The sequence below is a fragment of the Streptomyces sp. NPDC020681 genome, assembly GCF_044334895.1.
In the GTDB taxonomy this organism is placed as follows: domain Bacteria; phylum Actinomycetota; class Actinomycetes; order Streptomycetales; family Streptomycetaceae; genus Streptomyces.
The window spans coordinates 254350-269750 of sequence record NZ_JBIRTX010000003.1 but is presented as its reverse complement, the minus strand read 5'-3'; the positions used below and the strand labels follow the sequence as shown (position 1 = coordinate 269750).

Below are 15401 nucleotides of genomic sequence, written 5' to 3'. Positions count from 1 at the left end.
CTCAGTCACAGGCGGCTCGGTGCCTGGCTGCTCGGGAACGGGTTTGGCGTGCGGCGACAATGCCTCACCCACGACAGAGCCCCAGCCCAGGGAAGACTTGGCGTGGACCGTCAGGCAGGACAGCCGGGCCCGGTTGCGGGGTTGGCGCAGGTGTTGGTGCCCGGACCACCGTCATTGAGGTTGAAGCCGGGACCGCCGTCGAGGCCGTCGTTGCCTTCGCCTCCGAACAGGTCGTCGTTGCCGGCCTCGCCGGAGAGGGTGTCGTTGCCGGTGTTGCCGTAGAGGTCGTCGGCGCCGTCACCTCCGAAGAGTTCGTCGTTGGCTTCGCCTCCGAAGAGGTCGTCGTTGCCGGAGTCGCCGAAGAGGTCGTCGTCGCCGTCACCGCCGTTGAGGCTGTCATTGCCCTTGCCGCCGTTGAGGGTGTCGTTGCCGCCGCCGCCGTTCAGGCTGTCGTTACCAACCCCACCATTGAGGCCATCGCCGCCGGCGCCGCCGTCGAGGCTGTCGTAGCCCTTGTCTCCGAAGAGTTCGTCGTTGCCGTCTCCGCCGGAGAGGGCGTCGTCGCCGTCACCACCGTTGAGGCTGTCGCCGCCGGCGCCGCCGTCGAGGCCATCGCGGCCGGCGCCGCCAAAGAGTTCGTCGCTGCCGTTACCGCCAATGAGGCTGTCATTACCGGCGTCGCCGCAGATGATGTCGTTGCCACCGATGCCGTCGACGCGGTCCTTCCCACCCCGGGCGACGATCACATCATCGCCTGGGGTGCCCACGATGTTGTCGTTGCCGTTCGTACCGACGATCGTCGCGGCCACGCCCGCACAGGTTGGGGTGTCCGCCATGACGGTCCGCGGGTGGGCGGCGGGGACGACGGCGGACGCGGGACCGGCGGTAGTGATGAATCCCGCGGTGACCAAGGCCAGCAAAGGCAGCAGGCCGCCGACACGACGCGCCGGGCGGCACGCGCCATGAGCCATGACCGACCCACCATCCCGACCTGTGCGGGCACTTCGGTTGTGCCGGCGAACAAACAGATTCAGTTCCATCAACGTGCACCCTCCGACAGGAAAAAGACACAACTCCTACAGCTGGCCACCTCCCGGCCCCGCCCGCCCGTCCCACCACGACAGCCGTCGCACCCCCCACCCGCCCCGTCCGCAGGTCAGGCCCGTGCACACCACGGAAAGAACCACCCCCACGGCCGTCCCCCACTCAGGCCGCTCCACCACGCCCTCCCTCTCACGGCGGGCTGTGCCGCCGCCCGCCCGACGAGCGCTCCGCCACCTGACCCATCGGGAAGGTCCGCAGGAGTACGCCAAGACCCCGACCTCAGCTAAAGCGCTGATGGCGGGGTGTTTTGAGTCCCAGGAATTCGCGCTGGTCACAGGGCTGGGAGTGATCACCCCGCCCCATCCTGCCCGCGAATAGGCCGCAGCTCGGCGATCAGCATGAGAGTCAGATCTGGGTGACCTCCTTTGAGGACCCGAGGCCGCCAACGAGCGGATGACGGTGCAGCCATCCAGGGCTTCGGGAAGCATGCCAGTGCTCAAACGTCGACTGGCTCTTACGCCGCAAGCGCCTCCATGGGGCTCACGGAGGGAGCCTCGCTGACGCGCGCACTGGGACCCGTCGTGCTGCACTGGACGAGTGGGACCGCGCATCGTCCGTAAGACATGTGTGAGGTATGAGCGGTGGACGAAGGCGCCTCCGCAGCTGCCCTTCGGGGCCCCTGCTCTGAGCCGCTGTGCACCGCCTTCACCGAAGCGGAGGTTCTCATGACCGGCCGCGTAGGAAAGACTCGGAACATCTTTCTGGTGTGGCTCATCTGGCCGCTGATCACGTTGGGTATCTATCACCTGGTCTGGTACTTCAAGGTGAACCGCGAAGCTCGTGAATTCGATGAGCGTATCGAGGTCGAGCCAGGGCTGGCAGTTCTGGCCATCACCATAGGTTGGATTGTGATTGTGCCCCCGTTCGTATCGGTTTACAACACGGGTGAGCGAATTGCGCGAATGCAGCGATCGGCCGGTTTGCAACCTACCTGCAATCCATGGATCGGCATTATTCTCATGTTCATCCTTGGCCTGTACTCGCTGTACTACCAGCAAGAAATGAACCGCATTTGGGTCCACTACGAGCATCGCGAGGAAGGCGAGAGCGTCCCCCTGGCCGTCTGACAGAATCCGACCGTGATTCGCCAGGGTCGTCCCGCTGGCACGAATATGGTTCGAACCCAGAAAACCTGGTTGCTGTACTCCGCTGTTGTACGGCTGGCTCACTACTCACGGCGTGGAAACTGCCATGGCGTGGACCCCGAGCACCACGGCGACGACCAGGCAGACAACAGCGATGCCGGCGGCGGTGCGCCGCCCCGAAGGAAACCTACGAGGCAGCAAGAGACTCAGAACCGCACTGCTCCACGCGACGGACACCAGCCAGGGGAGCCATGCCTCCGCTCGGTCGTTCACTCGGTGACAGTGCTCGGCCTGCGGTCCGGTTTCGCCAAAGCGGAAGAGGCAGTTGCTCCCGAAGTCCTCGGTACCCAGCCCTACGAACCCCCACCACGCGGTGACGAAGACGGCGGCGGCCACCGCGACACCGAAGACCAGGAAGCCTCCAACGCCACGTGGCGTGGGTGTCTCCATACCTCGGTCTCCCCCGGCGAGATGCTGTCCCGCCGAGAGTATGCCCGGCGGGATGCGAACCTGCGACACCCGCTTTAGGAGCGAGGTGGGGCGAGTTGGTACCTGACCTGCGGCACGTCGACTTCGACGAACGCAGGCTGCGCGCACTGTCAACGACCGCGGTTCCCCGTGGCTCCCCGCTTGATCTGGCGCGGTTGTGGCACGAGCCTGCAATCGGCATCCGACAAGACTCGCCCGGTACCCAACCGGCTTGACGTATTCCGATATGGGAATATGATGGCTGCCATGGCACGAGCAGCGACGACGTCGGACGCGTTCAACGCGATCGCCGAGCCGCAGCGCCGGGACATCCTGGCGCTGCTGCGGGCGGGTGAGTGGCCGGTGACCGACCTGGCCCAGGAGCTGGGGATGAGCCAGCCGCGGGCGTCCAAGCACCTGCGGGTGCTCCGTGAGGTGGGGCTGGTGCGGGTCCGCGGGGCTGGCAAGCAGCGCCTCTACGGCCTGGACGCCCGCGGGCTGCGGCCGGTCCACGAGTGGGTCGGCGGATTCGAGCGGTTCTGGAACGAGAGTTTCGACCGGCTGGACACCTACGTGCAGGACCTCAAGCAGACACGGCAGGAGGAATGACCGATGTCAGGGGCAGGGCAAGAAACGACGGCGGAGCCGGCGACGGCCGACCGGGAGATCGTGATCTCCCGGGTCATCGACGCCCCGCGGGAGCTGGTGTTCGAGGCGTTCACCGAGGTCCGGCACCTGTCGCGGTGGTGGGGTCCGGAGGGGTTCACCACCACCACGCGGTCCTTCGAGTTCCGCGAGGGCGGGGAGTGGGACTTCGTGCTGCACGGGCCGGACGGGACCGACTACTCCGAGTGGATCCGCTGGCTGCGGATCGCTCCGCCGGAGCGGATCGCGCTGCTGCACGGTGAGTCCCGCGATGACCCGAACGCCTTCGAGTCGGTCCTGACCTTCGCGCCGGACGGCGCGGCGACCCGGATCGTGATGCGCACGGTGTTCCCCACCAAGGAACTGCGCGACGAGGCGGTCGAGAAGTACCACGCGATCGAGGGCGGCCGGCAGACTCTGAGCAGCCTGGCGGCCTACGTCACCGACCTCGCGCGGAAGGCGGCGGAGGGCTGATGGCCGGGAAGGTGTTCTTCAGTGTGACGATGTCGCTGGACGGCTTCATCGCGCCCGAGTCCGTGCCCGTTGACGACTTCTTCGCGCCCGATAAGCAGGACGACCCGGACGTTCAGCGCTGGATGGCGCAGTGGACGGAGCTGCAGCAGTGGCTGTTCCCGCTGCGGTTCTTCCGGGAGAACCTGAAGCTGGGCGAGGGCGGCGAGGAGGGCCGCGACAACGACATCGCGCGGGAGACGTTCGAGCGCACCGGCGCGAGCGTCATGGGCAAGCGCATGTTCGACCTCGGCGAGCAGGCATGGCCGGAGGAGGCGCCCTTCCACACCCCGGTCTTCGTCGTGACGCACACCAAGCGTGACCCGTGGGAGCGGCCCGGCGGCACCACGTTCCACTTCGTCAACGACGGCATCGAGCACGCCCTCGACCAGGCCCGCGAGGCCGCCGGCGACCGCGACGTCCGCATCGCCGGCGGCGGCGCGACGATCCTGGAGCACCTGAACGCCGGCCTGGTCGACGAGTTCTCGATCACGCTGTCACCGGTGCTTTTCGGCGCCGGCACCCGCCTGTTCGACGGCGTGGACGCGTCCAGGGTCGCGCTGGAGCCGGTCCGTTCGGAGCCGTCGTCGCGGGTGACGCACCTGACCTACGCCGTGCACCCACGGTAGCCGCGCCACCACTCCACCCTGGCGACCCGAGCACCCACGGCGCACACACTTGAATCAGCAGGCCACCACGGCCAACTGCGAATAGCCGGGTTACTCAGGCTCTCTCAGGGCCCGTGCAGCGAGGTTGAGGAACTCTCCCCACGGGCGGTGAAGTTCCGTCCGACGAGTTCGAAAACCCTCCCGGACTTGGTCCGTTGGAGATCCAGAATTGAGCGCGGCCTCCCATAGCACCCAGGATTCGTAGACGCGATTCGCCAGGACATAGATGTTCTGCCCAATGGCACGCCTCTGGTCTGGCCCCCACACCCCCAAGCGGAAGATGGCGCACATGAGCGCCTGGCTCGACGTGATGTACTCCCCGCCGGACAGGCAAGGCAGACCGGCCCGGTCCTCGGTCCCTGGGTATCGGTGGACCTTTCGCCTCGCTTGCGGCGCACGCCCGTGGTGCGATGAAACAGGGGGTCGGGAAGGAGAGGGCGATGATCCCACCGGCAGGGGAGCGCAAGAGTGGCACGGGCCCTGTGTCGGTCCGCCCGCTGGGTGAGGCGGACCTGGATCGGGCCGACGAGGTCTTCAGGGTCGCCTTCGGGACGTTCCTCGGGGTTCCCGAGCCGAAGACATTCTTCGGGACCGCCGACTACGTCCGCACTCGCTGGGCGGCCGATCCACAGGCGGCCTTCGCAGCGACGGTCGAGGGCGAAGTCGTTGCATCGAACTTCGCCGTCAACTGGGGCAGCGTCGGGTACTTCGGCCCGCTGACCGTACGTCCGGACCTGTGGGACCAGGGCGTCGGCAGGCGCCTCATGGAGCCGGTCATGGACTGCTTCGAGACCTGGGAGAACCGACACCTGGGCCTGTTCACCTTCTCGCACAGTCCCAAGCACCTTGAGCTCTACCGCCGGTACGGTTTCTGGCCCCGATTCCTCACAGCCATCATGAAGAAGCAGGTCGCAGGCAGTGCCGCGGTCCCCGGCCGAGTGCTGTACGGCGAGCTTCCAGACGCCGAGCGGCTCGACGCACTGAGCCTCTGTCGCACACTGACCGGGGCCGTGTTCGAGGGCCTGAGCGTGGAACGCGAGATCGTGGCCACGCACGCGCAGGGACTCGGTGACACCATCCTGCTCCAGGGAGCCGGCTCAGAGCTCGATGGCCTGGCCGTCTGCCACTGCGGAGCCGGGTCGGAGGCCGGAGAAGACGTGTGCTTCGTCAAATTCGGCGCCGTGCGTCCTGGCCCGGAGGCGGCCGACCGGTTCGAACGACTGCTCACCGCGTGCGAGCGGCTCGCCGCCGAGCGCGGCCTGGGGCAACTGGACGCCGGAATGAACCTGGCCCGCCAGGATGCCTACCGGCGAATGGTCGACCGCGGTTTCCGCACCTGGTTGCAGGGCGTGGCCATGCACAGGCCCAACGAACCCGGCTACAGCCACCCCGACGCCTACGTGATCGACGACTGGCGCTGAGACCCCGCCACACTCGGCCCGCGAGGAAGGCCCGGTGCTGCCCGAACCCGTGAACATTCCGCATCGGCGCCGACGGCCAGACACCTCCCGGACCACTGTCGAAGTGCTGTCCCTTCTTGGCGACGCTTGCGGCGGCTGCAAGCGCGCTGGCCGCTGCCGCTGGCTGTGACGGGGCAGCCAGACCGCCGCCCCAACGAAAAGCCCGGAGCCGCCTCAGTCAGAGCACTAGTTCAGAGAAGTGCTGTTGACTGAACCAAGAGAGGAATATTCGCAGGTCAGGAGCGATATCTGCTTGCTTCCCGGCCATGTTTGAGACGGGCGATTCTGAGCGGGATCTGGTGGGCTTAGTGCTGCTGGAGAACGGTGCGCTGGTGGAGACGGCGGACCCAATGCGGCCTTACGCGCTGCTCGACGCGGAGTGTGTCGTGGTCGGCCCCGTGGAGGCATTCTTCGCGGAACTCCAGGCGTGCTCGCGTCCCGCGACGACGATCCGTTCGTACGGGATGGATCTGCTGCGGTGGTGGCGGTTCCTCTCCGGGTGGGGATTGGCTTGGGGCCGGGCAACGCGACTGGACGCTCGGGACTTTGCTCGGTGGATGCAGATCGCGCCGAAACCTGCCCGGGTCCACTGGCGCCATCGGGCCTCCGATGAGGTGACGCCTTCGCCAGCGGCACGGTCAGAACGTGTGTGGCTGTGCGTAACCGGAGTAAATGGCCCACCGTAAGTGGGTGCAAGTGGCCCAGACGTTTGGGCTGCTTCCCTCCTAGAGTCGGAAACGTGATCACAAGGCACCTGTCAGCCGTCCTTCGTCTGCCGCTATGTGTGGTGGTGGACAGGGGCGTACGGGCGCTGGGACTGGTCATGGCGAGCGGTCGGCCTGCGGGGCCGATGCCTGCGCCTACCAGGCGCGATGCCCGCTCCCTGAACGTCCCCCTACTCAGAGGAACCCCTCATGCAAGCCATCACCGTCCAGGACCGTGACGCCGGTGTCAGCGGCCTGGCCCTCTCCGAGCTGCCCCACCCGCGCGCCGCCGAGAACGACGTGATCGTGGAGGTCCACGCCGCCGGATTCACCCCGGGCGAGCTGGACTGGCCCAGCACCTGGACCGACCGGGTCGGTCGTGACCGGACCCCGAGCGTGCCCGGCCACGAGCTGTCCGGCGTGGTCACCGAGCTCGGCTACGGCACCACTGGCCTGACGGTCGGTCAACGCGTGTTCGGTCTGACCGACTGGACCCGCAATGGCTCGCTGGCCCAGTACACGGCGGTCGAGGCCCGCAACCTCGCCCCGCTCCCGGCCGATGTCGACCACGTCACGGCCGCCGCACTGCCGATCTCCGGGCTCACCGCCTGGCAGGCCCTGTTCGACCACGCCCACTTGATCACCGGCCAGAGGGTGCTCATCCACGGCGCCGCGGGCGGCGTCGGCTCCATCGCCGTGCAGCTGGCCCGCGAGGTCGGCGCCCGGGTGATCGGCACCGGCCGGGCCGGCGACCGCGACACCGCCCTCGGCCTGGGCGCGGACGCCTTCGTCGACCTCCAGGCCGAGGAACTGGAGGACATCGGCGAGGTTGACGTGGTCTTCGACGTGATCGGCGGCAAGATCCTTGAACGCTCCACCGCGCTGGTCCGCCCCGGCGGCACCCTGGTCACCATCGCCGAGCCGGTCGCCGTCCACCCCCGCGACGGGCGAGCCATCTTCTTCGTCGTCGAACCCGACCGGGCCCGCCTGGCCGATCTCGCCCAGCGGCTCCGGGACGGCCGCCTCAAGCCGATCGTCGGCGCCGTCCGGCCGCTCGCCGAGGCAGCCTCCGCGTTCACGCCGGACAAGCGCACCCCCGGCAAGACGATCATCCGCGTCACCGAAGACTGAGCGGGAAAGCCCCTGGAGTCCCGCGCAAACCAGCGAGCCCAGGACCCCCTCTGAGGTGAGACAGTTCCGAACGCGTCGGGAACTTCCGCATCGCATGACGGTCGTAATCGAGTACCCACGGCACGACCTAGTGATTTGCCGCTGTGCGGAAGACGCCTCTGCATCCCACACCCCACCCCGTGAGCTACGTGTAGCCGTCGTCCGCCGGGCGGATCGACTGCTACGCCCGGGGGTGGTGTCCCTGAGTTCGACAGCCTACGAGGCCCACGGGCGTCGGCCTCGCGGAGAACGATCGCGAAGGTCAAGACATTCGCGCTAGCTGGCCAAGGGGCTCTGAGTCGTGGGGTGTTCAGGCGCCGGGATCTCACTCGCCACTCACTCGCGATCAGCGATAGAGAACGACAAAGAGCCGGACCCAGTGGGACTGGGTCCGGCTCTTGAAGTCTGGCACTTCCGCAGGTCAGCGGGATGATCACGCTGGTCCGGATGAAGTGCCCCCGGCAGGATTCGAACCTGCGCACACGGCTCCGGAGGCCGTTGCTCTATCCCCTGAGCTACGGGGGCGTACGCCGTGTTGCTGCTTGGCGACGGGTAGAACCCTACCAGCTCCCGGACCCTCCCCGTGAACAGGTATTTCCGGCGCCAACACCCCACACCAGACCCCACGCCAGACCCTCGCCAGACCCGCATCACACCCCACCCGAGACCCCCGCCAGACCTCACCCGAGACCCCCACCAGACCCCCGCCCGCGTCCCCCGCACGGGGTGGAAGTAGGGAAAACCCGGACGCAGCCCTGCCCGCCGACCTACTCTCGAGTTGTGTCAGGCGCGTCCGGTCGGGTGCTCGTTGTCGATGACAACAGGGTCATCCGACAGCTGATCAGGGTCAACCTCGAGCTGGAGGGCTTCGAGGTCGTGACCGCGGCCGATGGTGCCGAGTGCCTGGAGGTTGTGCAGCATGTGGCGCCCGATGTCGTGACGCTGGATGTGGTGATGCCGCGGCTCGACGGGCTGCGGACCGCCGCGCGGCTGAGGGATGATCCGCGGACCCGGCATCTGCCCGTCGCGATCATCAGTGCCTGTACGCAGTACGAGGTCGAGACCGGGCTCGCAGCCGGCGTCGACGCCTTTCTCGCCAAGCCCTTCGAGCCCGCCGAGCTGGTCCGTCTCGTACGGCAGTTGATGCATCGGGAGGGCCCGCCGTCTGTAGACGGCAGGCATGGCGCCGGGCGGGCGGGGAGTACGCGCGGCTGACCGGATGGCGAAACCGGTTCGCGGAGCGCCCCCCTCCCTCCCATACGCTGGTCCCGTGACCCCCGCTGAGCTCTCCCGTACCGTGCTGCACGCCGTGCGCCGCGCGGTGGCGGACGGTGCGCTGCATGTGTCCGTGCCCGCGAGCGTCGGGGTCGAGCGGCCCCGGCCGGGTGGCACGGGCGACTACGCCAGCAATGTGGCCCTGAAGCTTGCCGGGCCCGCCGGGCTCCCGCCTCGTGAAGTCGCGGAGATCCTGCGGCCCCGCGTTGCCGGCGCTCCCGGGATCGCCGGGATCGAGATCACCGGGGCGGGGTTCTTGAACTTCACCCTCGAGGACGGTGCTCAGACCGGCCTCGTACGGCGGGTGCTCGCGCAGGGTGGCTCGTACGGGCACGGTGACGACCTCGCCGACACGGCCGTCAGCCTCCGCGGCAGCGACGATCCGCGGTCTCGTATCTGGATCGAAGCCGTCAGCGCTCTCATCCGCAGCCAGGGCGGCGACCCCGAGAACGGTCCCGAAGAGACTCTGCACGTACTCGCAGCGGGGACTGATCCGCTGGACCTCCTCGGGAGCGACGCCACCCGCTGGGCCTGCCTGAGAGCCGCCGCCCACGATCACCCCACCACCGGGCCCCATCTCCTGACCCGGCACGAGAGCAATCCGCTGTTCAAGGTCCAGTACGCGTACGCCCGCAGCCGCGCCCTGACCCGCAATGCCGCCGATCTCGGGTTCACCGGAGCACCCGAGGTCCATGTCGACGGCGCCGAGCGACTCACCACCGCCATCGCCGACCACCCCTCCCTCCTCGCCTCCGCCGCCCGCCTCCGCGCGCCCGATCGGCTCGCCCGGCATCTCGAAGTCACCGCCGACGCTCTGCTCGGTTTCCAGCACACCGTGCTGCCCTTGGGCGACGAGAAACCCTCGGCCGCCCATCGGTCCCGGCTCGCGCTTGCCGAAGCCGCCGGGGCGGTGCTCGTCGGTGGCCTGTCCCTGCTCGGCGTCAGCGCACCCGAATACCTGTAGACGTATAGACGTACGACGTAGATGTGAGAGAAGAATGAGCCGTTCCGCACACCCCGCCGGGCCCCGCCACGCAGACGTGTTCCCCGAGGGGCACTACTCCGCGCCTCCCACCGATCTCAACCTCCTCGACGAGAAGGTCTGGTCGAAGACCGTCACGCGCAACGCCGACGGCGAAGTCGCCGTCGGCGGGATCGAAGTCAAGCGGCTCGCCGAGGAGTTCGGCACTCCCGCCTACTTCCTCGACGAGGACGATTTCCGCGCCCGCTGCCGCGCCTGGGCCGATGCCTTCGGCAAGGACGCGGACGTTTTCTACGCCGGGAAGGCTTTTCTCTCGCGGGCCGTAGTGCGGTGGCTCCATGAGGAGGGGCTCAATCTGGATGTGTGCTCCGGCGTCGAACTCAGCGTCGCCCTCGACGCCGGCATGCCCGCCGAGCGCATCGCCTTCCACGGGAACAACAAGAGCGCGCAAGAGATCCACCATGCGGTGGACGCAGGCGTCGGGCGCATCGTCCTCGACTCCTTCCAGGAGATCGTCCGCGTCGCCCACACCGCCGAGTCCCTCGGCAAGCGTCAGCGGGTGCAGATCCGTGTGACCGTCGGAGTCGAGGCGCACACGCACGAGTTCATCGCCACCGCCCACGAGGACCAGAAGTTCGGGATTCCGCTCGCCGGCGGTCAGGCCGCCGAGGCCGTGCGCCGCGCGCTCAATCTCGACAGCCTCGAACTCATCGGCATCCACTCCCACATCGGCTCGCAGATCTTCGACACCTCCGGCTTCGAGGTGGCCGCCCACCGTGTCGTCGGGCTGCTCAAGCAGATCCGCGACGAGCACGGCGTCGAGCTGCCCGAGATCGACCTCGGCGGCGGGCTCGGGATCGCGTACACCTCGGACGACGACCCCCGCGAGCCGCACCACATCGCCAAGGCCCTGAACGAGATCGTCACCCGTGAGTGCGAGGCCGCCCGGCTCCGTACTCCCCGGATCTCCGTCGAGCCCGGCCGCGCCATCGTCGGGCCCACCGCCTTCACCCTGTACGAGGTCGGCACCATCAAGCCGCTCGACGGACTGCGGACGTACGTCAGTGTCGACGGCGGCATGTCCGACAACATCCGCACCGCGCTGTACGACGCCGAGTACAGCGTGGCCCTCGTCTCGCGCAGCAGTGACGCCGAGCCGATGCTCGTACGCGTCGTCGGCAAGCACTGCGAGAGCGGGGACATCGTCGTCAAGGACGCTTTCCTGCCCGCCGACCTCGCGCCCGGCGATCTGATCGCCGTGCCCGCGACCGGTGCGTACTGCCGGTCCATGGCCAGCAACTACAACCACGCCCTGCGCCCGCCGGTCGTCGCCGTCAAGGACGGTGCGGCGCGGGTGATCGTCCGGCGTGAGACGGAGGAAGATCTCCTGCGTCTTGACGTCGGATAGTTGAAAAATGCCATCAGAGCAGTGGCATTGAGATAGATGTCTCGCATGGCGGACGGAGGATAGAAACTTCCGTCCGGTGCGTGAGACTGGACCACACTGTTGAAGTGAAGGAATCGAGGTCGGATGATGCGTACGCGTCCGCTGAAGGTGGCGCTGCTGGGCTGTGGAGTGGTCGGCTCAGAGGTGGCCCGCATCATGACGACGCACGCCGCCGACCTCGCGGCCCGCATCGGCGCTCCCGTGGAGCTCGCCGGCGTCGCCGTCCGACGGCCGTCCAAGGTGCGGGAAGGGATCGACCCGGACCTCATCACCACCGACGCGACCGCCCTCGTCAAACGCGGTGACATCGACGTCGTCATCGAGGTCATCGGCGGCATCGAGCCCGCCCGGTCCCTCATCACCGCCGCCTTCGAGCACGGCGCGTCCGTGGTCTCCGCCAACAAGGCGCTGCTCGCCGAGGACGGCGCGACGCTGTACGCCGCCGCCGAGGAGCACGGCAAGGACCTCTACTTCGAGGCCGCCGTCGCGGGCGCGATTCCGCTGATCAGGCCGCTGCGCGAGTCCCTCGCCGGCGACAAGGTCAACCGGGTGCTCGGCATCGTCAACGGGACCACCAACTTCATCCTCGACAAGATGGACAGCTCCGGCGCCGGCTACTCCGAGGCCCTGGACGAGGCCACCGCGCTCGGTTACGCGGAAGCCGATCCGACCGCCGACGTCGAAGGCTTCGACGCCGCCGCCAAGGCCGCCATCCTCGCCGGGATCGCCTTCCACACCCGCGTACGCCTCGACGACGTCTACCGCGAGGGCCTCACCGAGGTCACCGCCGCCGACATCGCCTCGGCCAGGCGCATGGGCTGCACCGTCAAACTCCTCGCCATCTGCGAGCGCGCCGCGGACGGCAAGTCCGTCACCGCCCGCGTGCATCCCGCGATGATTCCGCTCAGCCACCCGCTCGCCTCCGTCCGCGAGGCGTACAACGCCGTCTTCGTCGAGGCCGAGGCCGCCGGGCAGCTGATGTTCTACGGACCCGGCGCGGGCGGTTCGCCGACCGCGTCCGCGGTGCTCGGCGATCTCGTCGCCGTCTGCCGCAACAAGCTCGCCGAGGCCACCGGCCCCGGCGAGTCCGCGTACACCCAGCTGCCCGTGAGCCCCATGGGCGACGTGGTGACGCGGTACCACATCAGCCTCGACGTGGCCGACAAGCCTGGCGTACTCGCCCAGGTCGCGACGGTCTTCGCCGAGCACGGCGTGTCCATCGACACGGTCCGCCAGCAGGGCAAGGACGGCGAGGCATCGCTCGTCGTCGTCACCCACCGCGCGCCCGACGCCGCCCTCTCCGGGACCGTCGAGGCGCTGCGCAAGCTCGACACCGTGCGCGGTGTCGCCAGCATCATGCGTGTTGAAGGGGAGTAAGGGACCCATGACGACCAACGGCACCCACCAGTGGCGCGGCATCATCGAGGAGTACCGGGACCGACTTCCGGTGACGGACACGACGCCGGTCGTCACGCTCCGTGAGGGTGGTACGCCGCTCGTCCCGGCGCCTGTTCTCTCCGAGCGCACGGGCTGCGAGGTGCACCTCAAGGTCGAGGGCGCCAACCCCACCGGGTCCTTCAAGGACCGCGGCATGACCATGGCGATCACCCGTGCCAAGGAGGAGGGCGCGCAGGCCGTCATCTGCGCCTCCACCGGCAACACGTCCGCGTCCGCGGCGGCCTATGCCGTACGGGCCGGAATGGTCTGCGCGGTCCTGGTGCCGCAGGGCAAGATCGCGCTGGGCAAGATGGGCCAGGCCCTGGTCTACGGCTCGCGCATCCTGCAGGTCGACGGAAACTTCGACGACTGTCTGAACCTGGCGCGCCGGCTGTCCGAGAACTACCCGGTGGCGCTGGTCAATTCGGTGAATCCGTACCGCATCGAGGGCCAGAAGACCGCCGCCTTCGAAATCGTCGACGCGCTCGGCGACGCCCCCGACATCCACGTGCTGCCCGTCGGCAACGCCGGCAACATCACGGCGTACTGGAAGGGGTACAAGGAGTACGCCGCGGACTCCATGTCCACACGTACGCCGCGCATGTGGGGCTTCCAGGCCTCCGGGTCCGCGCCGATCGTGCGCGGCGAGGTGGTCAAGGACCCGTCGACGATCGCCACCGCGATCCGGATCGGCAACCCGGCCTCCTGGCAGCAGGCGCTCGCCGCGCGCGACGAGTCCGGCGGGTTCATCGACGAGGTGACGGACCGTGAGATCCTGCGTGCCTACCGGCTGTTGGCCTCGCAGGAGGGCGTCTTCGTGGAGCCGGCCTCGGCCGCTTCGGTCGCCGGTCTGCTGAAGGCCACCGAGGCCGGACAGGTCGACCCGGGACAGCGGATCGTCTGCACGGTCACCGGCAACGGGCTCAAGGACCCGGACTGGGCCGTCGCCGGAGCGCCGCAGCCGGTCACCGTGCCGGTGGACGCGGCCGCGGCGGCGGAGCGACTCGGCCTGGCCTGAGTCGAACCCGGCCGAGTCCACCCGGGCTCGAGCCCCGCTTGAGGGATGGCCAAAAATGCCGCCCGCGATCGGGCCTCAGCCCTTGACGGTCCCAGGGTGCAGCGCCTGCGGAATGCGCTGTACCCCTTGGGGAAGCAAGGCAAGCCGGACATCGGCGTACGTAGGGGCACAGGAGGCTTGCGACACGCATCGTGCGCCTCCTGTGCGCCCTATGTCGCCACTGAACCTTCCTTCGATAGGCTGTACTGAACCCGCCCCGCCGCATATGCCGCGGTGTTGCTGCCGTTACGGCCCACGGGTCTTCACACCTCTCGAATCTCGCAGTCAGAACCACGCAGTCAGAACCAAGGAGAGTCATCGAGCGATGGCCGGTCCAGCGTTCCGCGCCGCCGCCGTCCGGGTGCGCGTCCCCGCCACAAGCGCCAATCTCGGCCCGGGCTTCGACGCCCTCGGGTTGTCCCTGGGGCTGTACGACGATGTCGTCGTCCGGGTCGCGGACTCCGGCCTGCACATCGACATCGCCGGCGAAGGCCAGGACACGCTGCCCCGTGACGAGAGCCATCTCCTCGTACGCGCGCTGCGTACGGCCTTCGACCTGCTCGGCGGGCAGCCGCGCGGCCTCGAGGTCGTCTGCGCCAACCGCATCCCGCACGGACGCGGCCTCGGCTCCTCGTCGGCGGCCATCTGTGCCGGGATCGTCGCCGCCCGCGCGGTGACCATAGGCGGCGACGCCAAGCTCGACGACGCCGCGCTGCTGGAGCTCGCCACCGAGATCGAGGGGCACCCCGACAATGTCGCCGCCTGTCTGCTGGGCGGCTTCACGCTCGCCTGGACCGACGGGGGAGCGGCCCGCGCCATCAGGATGGATCCGGCAGATTCGATCGTTCCGGTGGTTTTCGTGCCCGGCAACCCGGTGCTCACGGAGACGGCGCGCGGACTTCTGCCGCGTACCGTCCCCCATGTGGACGCCGCCGCCAACGCCGGCCGTGCCGCTCTGCTCGTCGAGGCGCTGACCAGGCGTCCTGAGCTGCTGCTGCCCGCCACGGAGGACCGGCTCCACCAGGAGTACCGGGCCCCGGCGATGCCGCAGAGCATCGACCTTGTGAACCGACTGCGCGCGGACGGCGTCCCTGCAGTCATCTCCGGTGCGGGCCCGACGGTGCTCGCGCTGGCCGAGGACAGTGCGGCCGACAAGGTCGCACGGCTGGCGGGCGAGGGGTGGGCGGCCAACCGGCTCACCTTCGACGCCGCGGGCGCGAGCGTTCTGCCGCTGGCCCCGCAGTGACACGAGATTGCCGGTGAGGGAGAGGGGGAATGTTTGTTGGAGCCGGTAGTGTTAACCTCAAGTCTGCACCCGACGTCTTTGTGGCGCGGTGCTTCGTGTCCCCCATCGGGACCAACATTCTTCCGGGAGCCTCCCCAAACTGC

At 68.5% G+C, this 15401-nt stretch carries 15 protein-coding genes and 1 tRNA gene; 13 read left to right on the top strand and 3 right to left on the bottom strand.

Annotation, left to right across the window (positions count from 1 at the left end; all coding sequences use genetic code 11):
• Positions 1-110: 110 nt before the first annotated feature.
• Positions 111-1040, bottom strand: a complete 930-nt coding sequence (locus ACH4YL_RS08330; RefSeq protein WP_398506022.1) for a calcium-binding protein — start codon at positions 1038-1040, stop codon at positions 111-113.
• A 645-nt stretch (positions 1041-1685) separates the two neighbouring features.
• Between ACH4YL_RS08330 and ACH4YL_RS08325 the strand changes: the two genes are divergently transcribed.
• Positions 1686-2171 carry a DUF4234 domain-containing protein gene (locus ACH4YL_RS08325; RefSeq protein ID WP_398506020.1) on the top strand — a complete coding sequence of 162 codons (486 nt, stop codon included), beginning with the start codon at positions 1686-1688 and terminating at the stop codon, positions 2169-2171.
• Between the two features lie 105 nt (positions 2172-2276).
• Here ACH4YL_RS08325 and ACH4YL_RS08320 read toward each other — a convergent pair whose 3' ends face one another.
• Positions 2277-2639, bottom strand: a complete 363-nt coding sequence (locus ACH4YL_RS08320; RefSeq protein WP_398506019.1) for a hypothetical protein — start codon at positions 2637-2639, stop codon at positions 2277-2279.
• A gap of 285 nt (positions 2640-2924) precedes the next feature.
• Between ACH4YL_RS08320 and ACH4YL_RS08315 the strand changes: the two genes are divergently transcribed.
• From ACH4YL_RS08315 to ACH4YL_RS08290, 6 genes are all read left to right on the top strand, one after another.
• Positions 2925-3266: a metalloregulator ArsR/SmtB family transcription factor gene (locus ACH4YL_RS08315; RefSeq protein ID WP_359114055.1), complete on the top strand. Its 342-nt coding sequence runs from the start codon at positions 2925-2927 to the stop codon at positions 3264-3266.
• Between the two features lie 3 nt (positions 3267-3269).
• Entirely contained in the window at positions 3270-3776 is a 507-nt protein-coding gene (locus tag ACH4YL_RS08310; protein ID WP_398506017.1) for an SRPBCC family protein, read from the top strand.
• The gene (locus ACH4YL_RS08305; RefSeq protein ID WP_398506015.1) at positions 3776-4441 is read left to right on the top strand and encodes a dihydrofolate reductase family protein; all 666 of its coding nucleotides are present in this window, start codon (positions 3776-3778) and stop codon (positions 4439-4441) included. Before ACH4YL_RS08310 ends, ACH4YL_RS08305 begins: the two co-directional genes overlap by 1 nt.
• Before the next feature lie 479 nt (positions 4442-4920).
• Positions 4921-5901, top strand: coding sequence for a GNAT family N-acetyltransferase (locus tag ACH4YL_RS08300; protein ID WP_398506013.1), 981 nt, complete (start codon positions 4921-4923; stop codon positions 5899-5901).
• A gap of 305 nt (positions 5902-6206) precedes the next feature.
• Positions 6207-6626, top strand: coding sequence for a site-specific integrase (locus ACH4YL_RS08295; RefSeq protein ID WP_398506011.1), 420 nt, complete (start codon positions 6207-6209; stop codon positions 6624-6626).
• A 228-nt stretch (positions 6627-6854) separates the two neighbouring features.
• Positions 6855-7775 carry an NADP-dependent oxidoreductase gene (locus tag ACH4YL_RS08290; RefSeq protein WP_398506009.1) on the top strand — a complete coding sequence of 307 codons (921 nt, stop codon included), beginning with the start codon at positions 6855-6857 and terminating at the stop codon, positions 7773-7775.
• Between the two features lie 492 nt (positions 7776-8267).
• Here the strand turns inward: ACH4YL_RS08290 and ACH4YL_RS08285 are convergent.
• Positions 8268-8339: transfer RNA gene (locus tag ACH4YL_RS08285), tRNA-Arg, on the bottom strand.
• 255 nt (positions 8340-8594) lie between these two features.
• On the opposite strand from ACH4YL_RS08285, the gene ACH4YL_RS08280 reads away from it, so the two are divergent.
• From ACH4YL_RS08280 to thrB, 6 genes are all read left to right on the top strand, one after another.
• The gene (locus ACH4YL_RS08280; protein WP_398506007.1) at positions 8595-9029 is read left to right on the top strand and encodes a response regulator; all 435 of its coding nucleotides are present in this window, start codon (positions 8595-8597) and stop codon (positions 9027-9029) included.
• A 55-nt stretch (positions 9030-9084) separates the two neighbouring features.
• Positions 9085-10053 carry an ArgS-related anticodon-binding protein NrtL gene (gene nrtL, locus ACH4YL_RS08275; protein ID WP_398506006.1) on the top strand — a complete coding sequence of 323 codons (969 nt, stop codon included), beginning with the start codon at positions 9085-9087 and terminating at the stop codon, positions 10051-10053.
• Positions 10054-10087: 34 nt separating this feature from the next.
• Positions 10088-11479 (top strand): diaminopimelate decarboxylase, encoded by a 1392-nt coding sequence (gene lysA, locus ACH4YL_RS08270; RefSeq protein ID WP_398506004.1) that lies wholly within the window; start codon positions 10088-10090, stop codon positions 11477-11479.
• 123 nt (positions 11480-11602) lie between these two features.
• Positions 11603-12895 carry a homoserine dehydrogenase gene (locus ACH4YL_RS08265; protein WP_398506002.1) on the top strand — a complete coding sequence of 431 codons (1293 nt, stop codon included), beginning with the start codon at positions 11603-11605 and terminating at the stop codon, positions 12893-12895.
• A gap of 7 nt (positions 12896-12902) precedes the next feature.
• Positions 12903-13973: a threonine synthase gene (gene thrC / locus ACH4YL_RS08260; protein WP_398506000.1), complete on the top strand. Its 1071-nt coding sequence runs from the start codon at positions 12903-12905 to the stop codon at positions 13971-13973.
• A 364-nt stretch (positions 13974-14337) separates the two neighbouring features.
• A complete protein-coding gene (thrB, locus tag ACH4YL_RS08255) occupies positions 14338-15258 on the top strand; it encodes a homoserine kinase (protein ID WP_398505999.1) in 921 nt (306 codons plus the stop codon).
• Positions 15259-15401 lie beyond the last annotated feature (143 nt).

Bases quoted from the DNA above. Each gene is read 5' to 3' on its own strand.
- ACH4YL_RS08265 (WP_398506002.1), top strand. From the start codon at position 11,603: ATGATGCGTACGCGTCCGCTGAAGGTGGCGCTGCTGGGCTGTGGAGTG.
- ACH4YL_RS08310 (WP_398506017.1), top strand. From the start codon at position 3,270: ATGTCAGGGGCAGGGCAAGAAACGACGGCGGAGCCGGCGACGGCCGAC.
- ACH4YL_RS08330 (WP_398506022.1), bottom strand. From the start codon at position 1,040: ATGGAACTGAATCTGTTTGTTCGCCGGCACAACCGAAGTGCCCGCACA.
- thrB (WP_398505999.1), top strand. From the start codon at position 14,338: ATGGCCGGTCCAGCGTTCCGCGCCGCCGCCGTCCGGGTGCGCGTCCCC.
- ACH4YL_RS08290 (WP_398506009.1), top strand. From the start codon at position 6,855: ATGCAAGCCATCACCGTCCAGGACCGTGACGCCGGTGTCAGCGGCCTG.
- ACH4YL_RS08320 (WP_398506019.1), bottom strand. From the start codon at position 2,639: ATGGAGACACCCACGCCACGTGGCGTTGGAGGCTTCCTGGTCTTCGGT.
- ACH4YL_RS08295 (WP_398506011.1), top strand. From the start codon at position 6,207: ATGTTTGAGACGGGCGATTCTGAGCGGGATCTGGTGGGCTTAGTGCTG.
- ACH4YL_RS08315 (WP_359114055.1), top strand. From the start codon at position 2,925: ATGGCACGAGCAGCGACGACGTCGGACGCGTTCAACGCGATCGCCGAG.
- ACH4YL_RS08305 (WP_398506015.1), top strand. From the start codon at position 3,776: ATGGCCGGGAAGGTGTTCTTCAGTGTGACGATGTCGCTGGACGGCTTC.
- lysA (WP_398506004.1), top strand. From the start codon at position 10,088: ATGAGCCGTTCCGCACACCCCGCCGGGCCCCGCCACGCAGACGTGTTC.
- thrC (WP_398506000.1), top strand. From the start codon at position 12,903: ATGACGACCAACGGCACCCACCAGTGGCGCGGCATCATCGAGGAGTAC.
- ACH4YL_RS08300 (WP_398506013.1), top strand. From the start codon at position 4,921: ATGATCCCACCGGCAGGGGAGCGCAAGAGTGGCACGGGCCCTGTGTCG.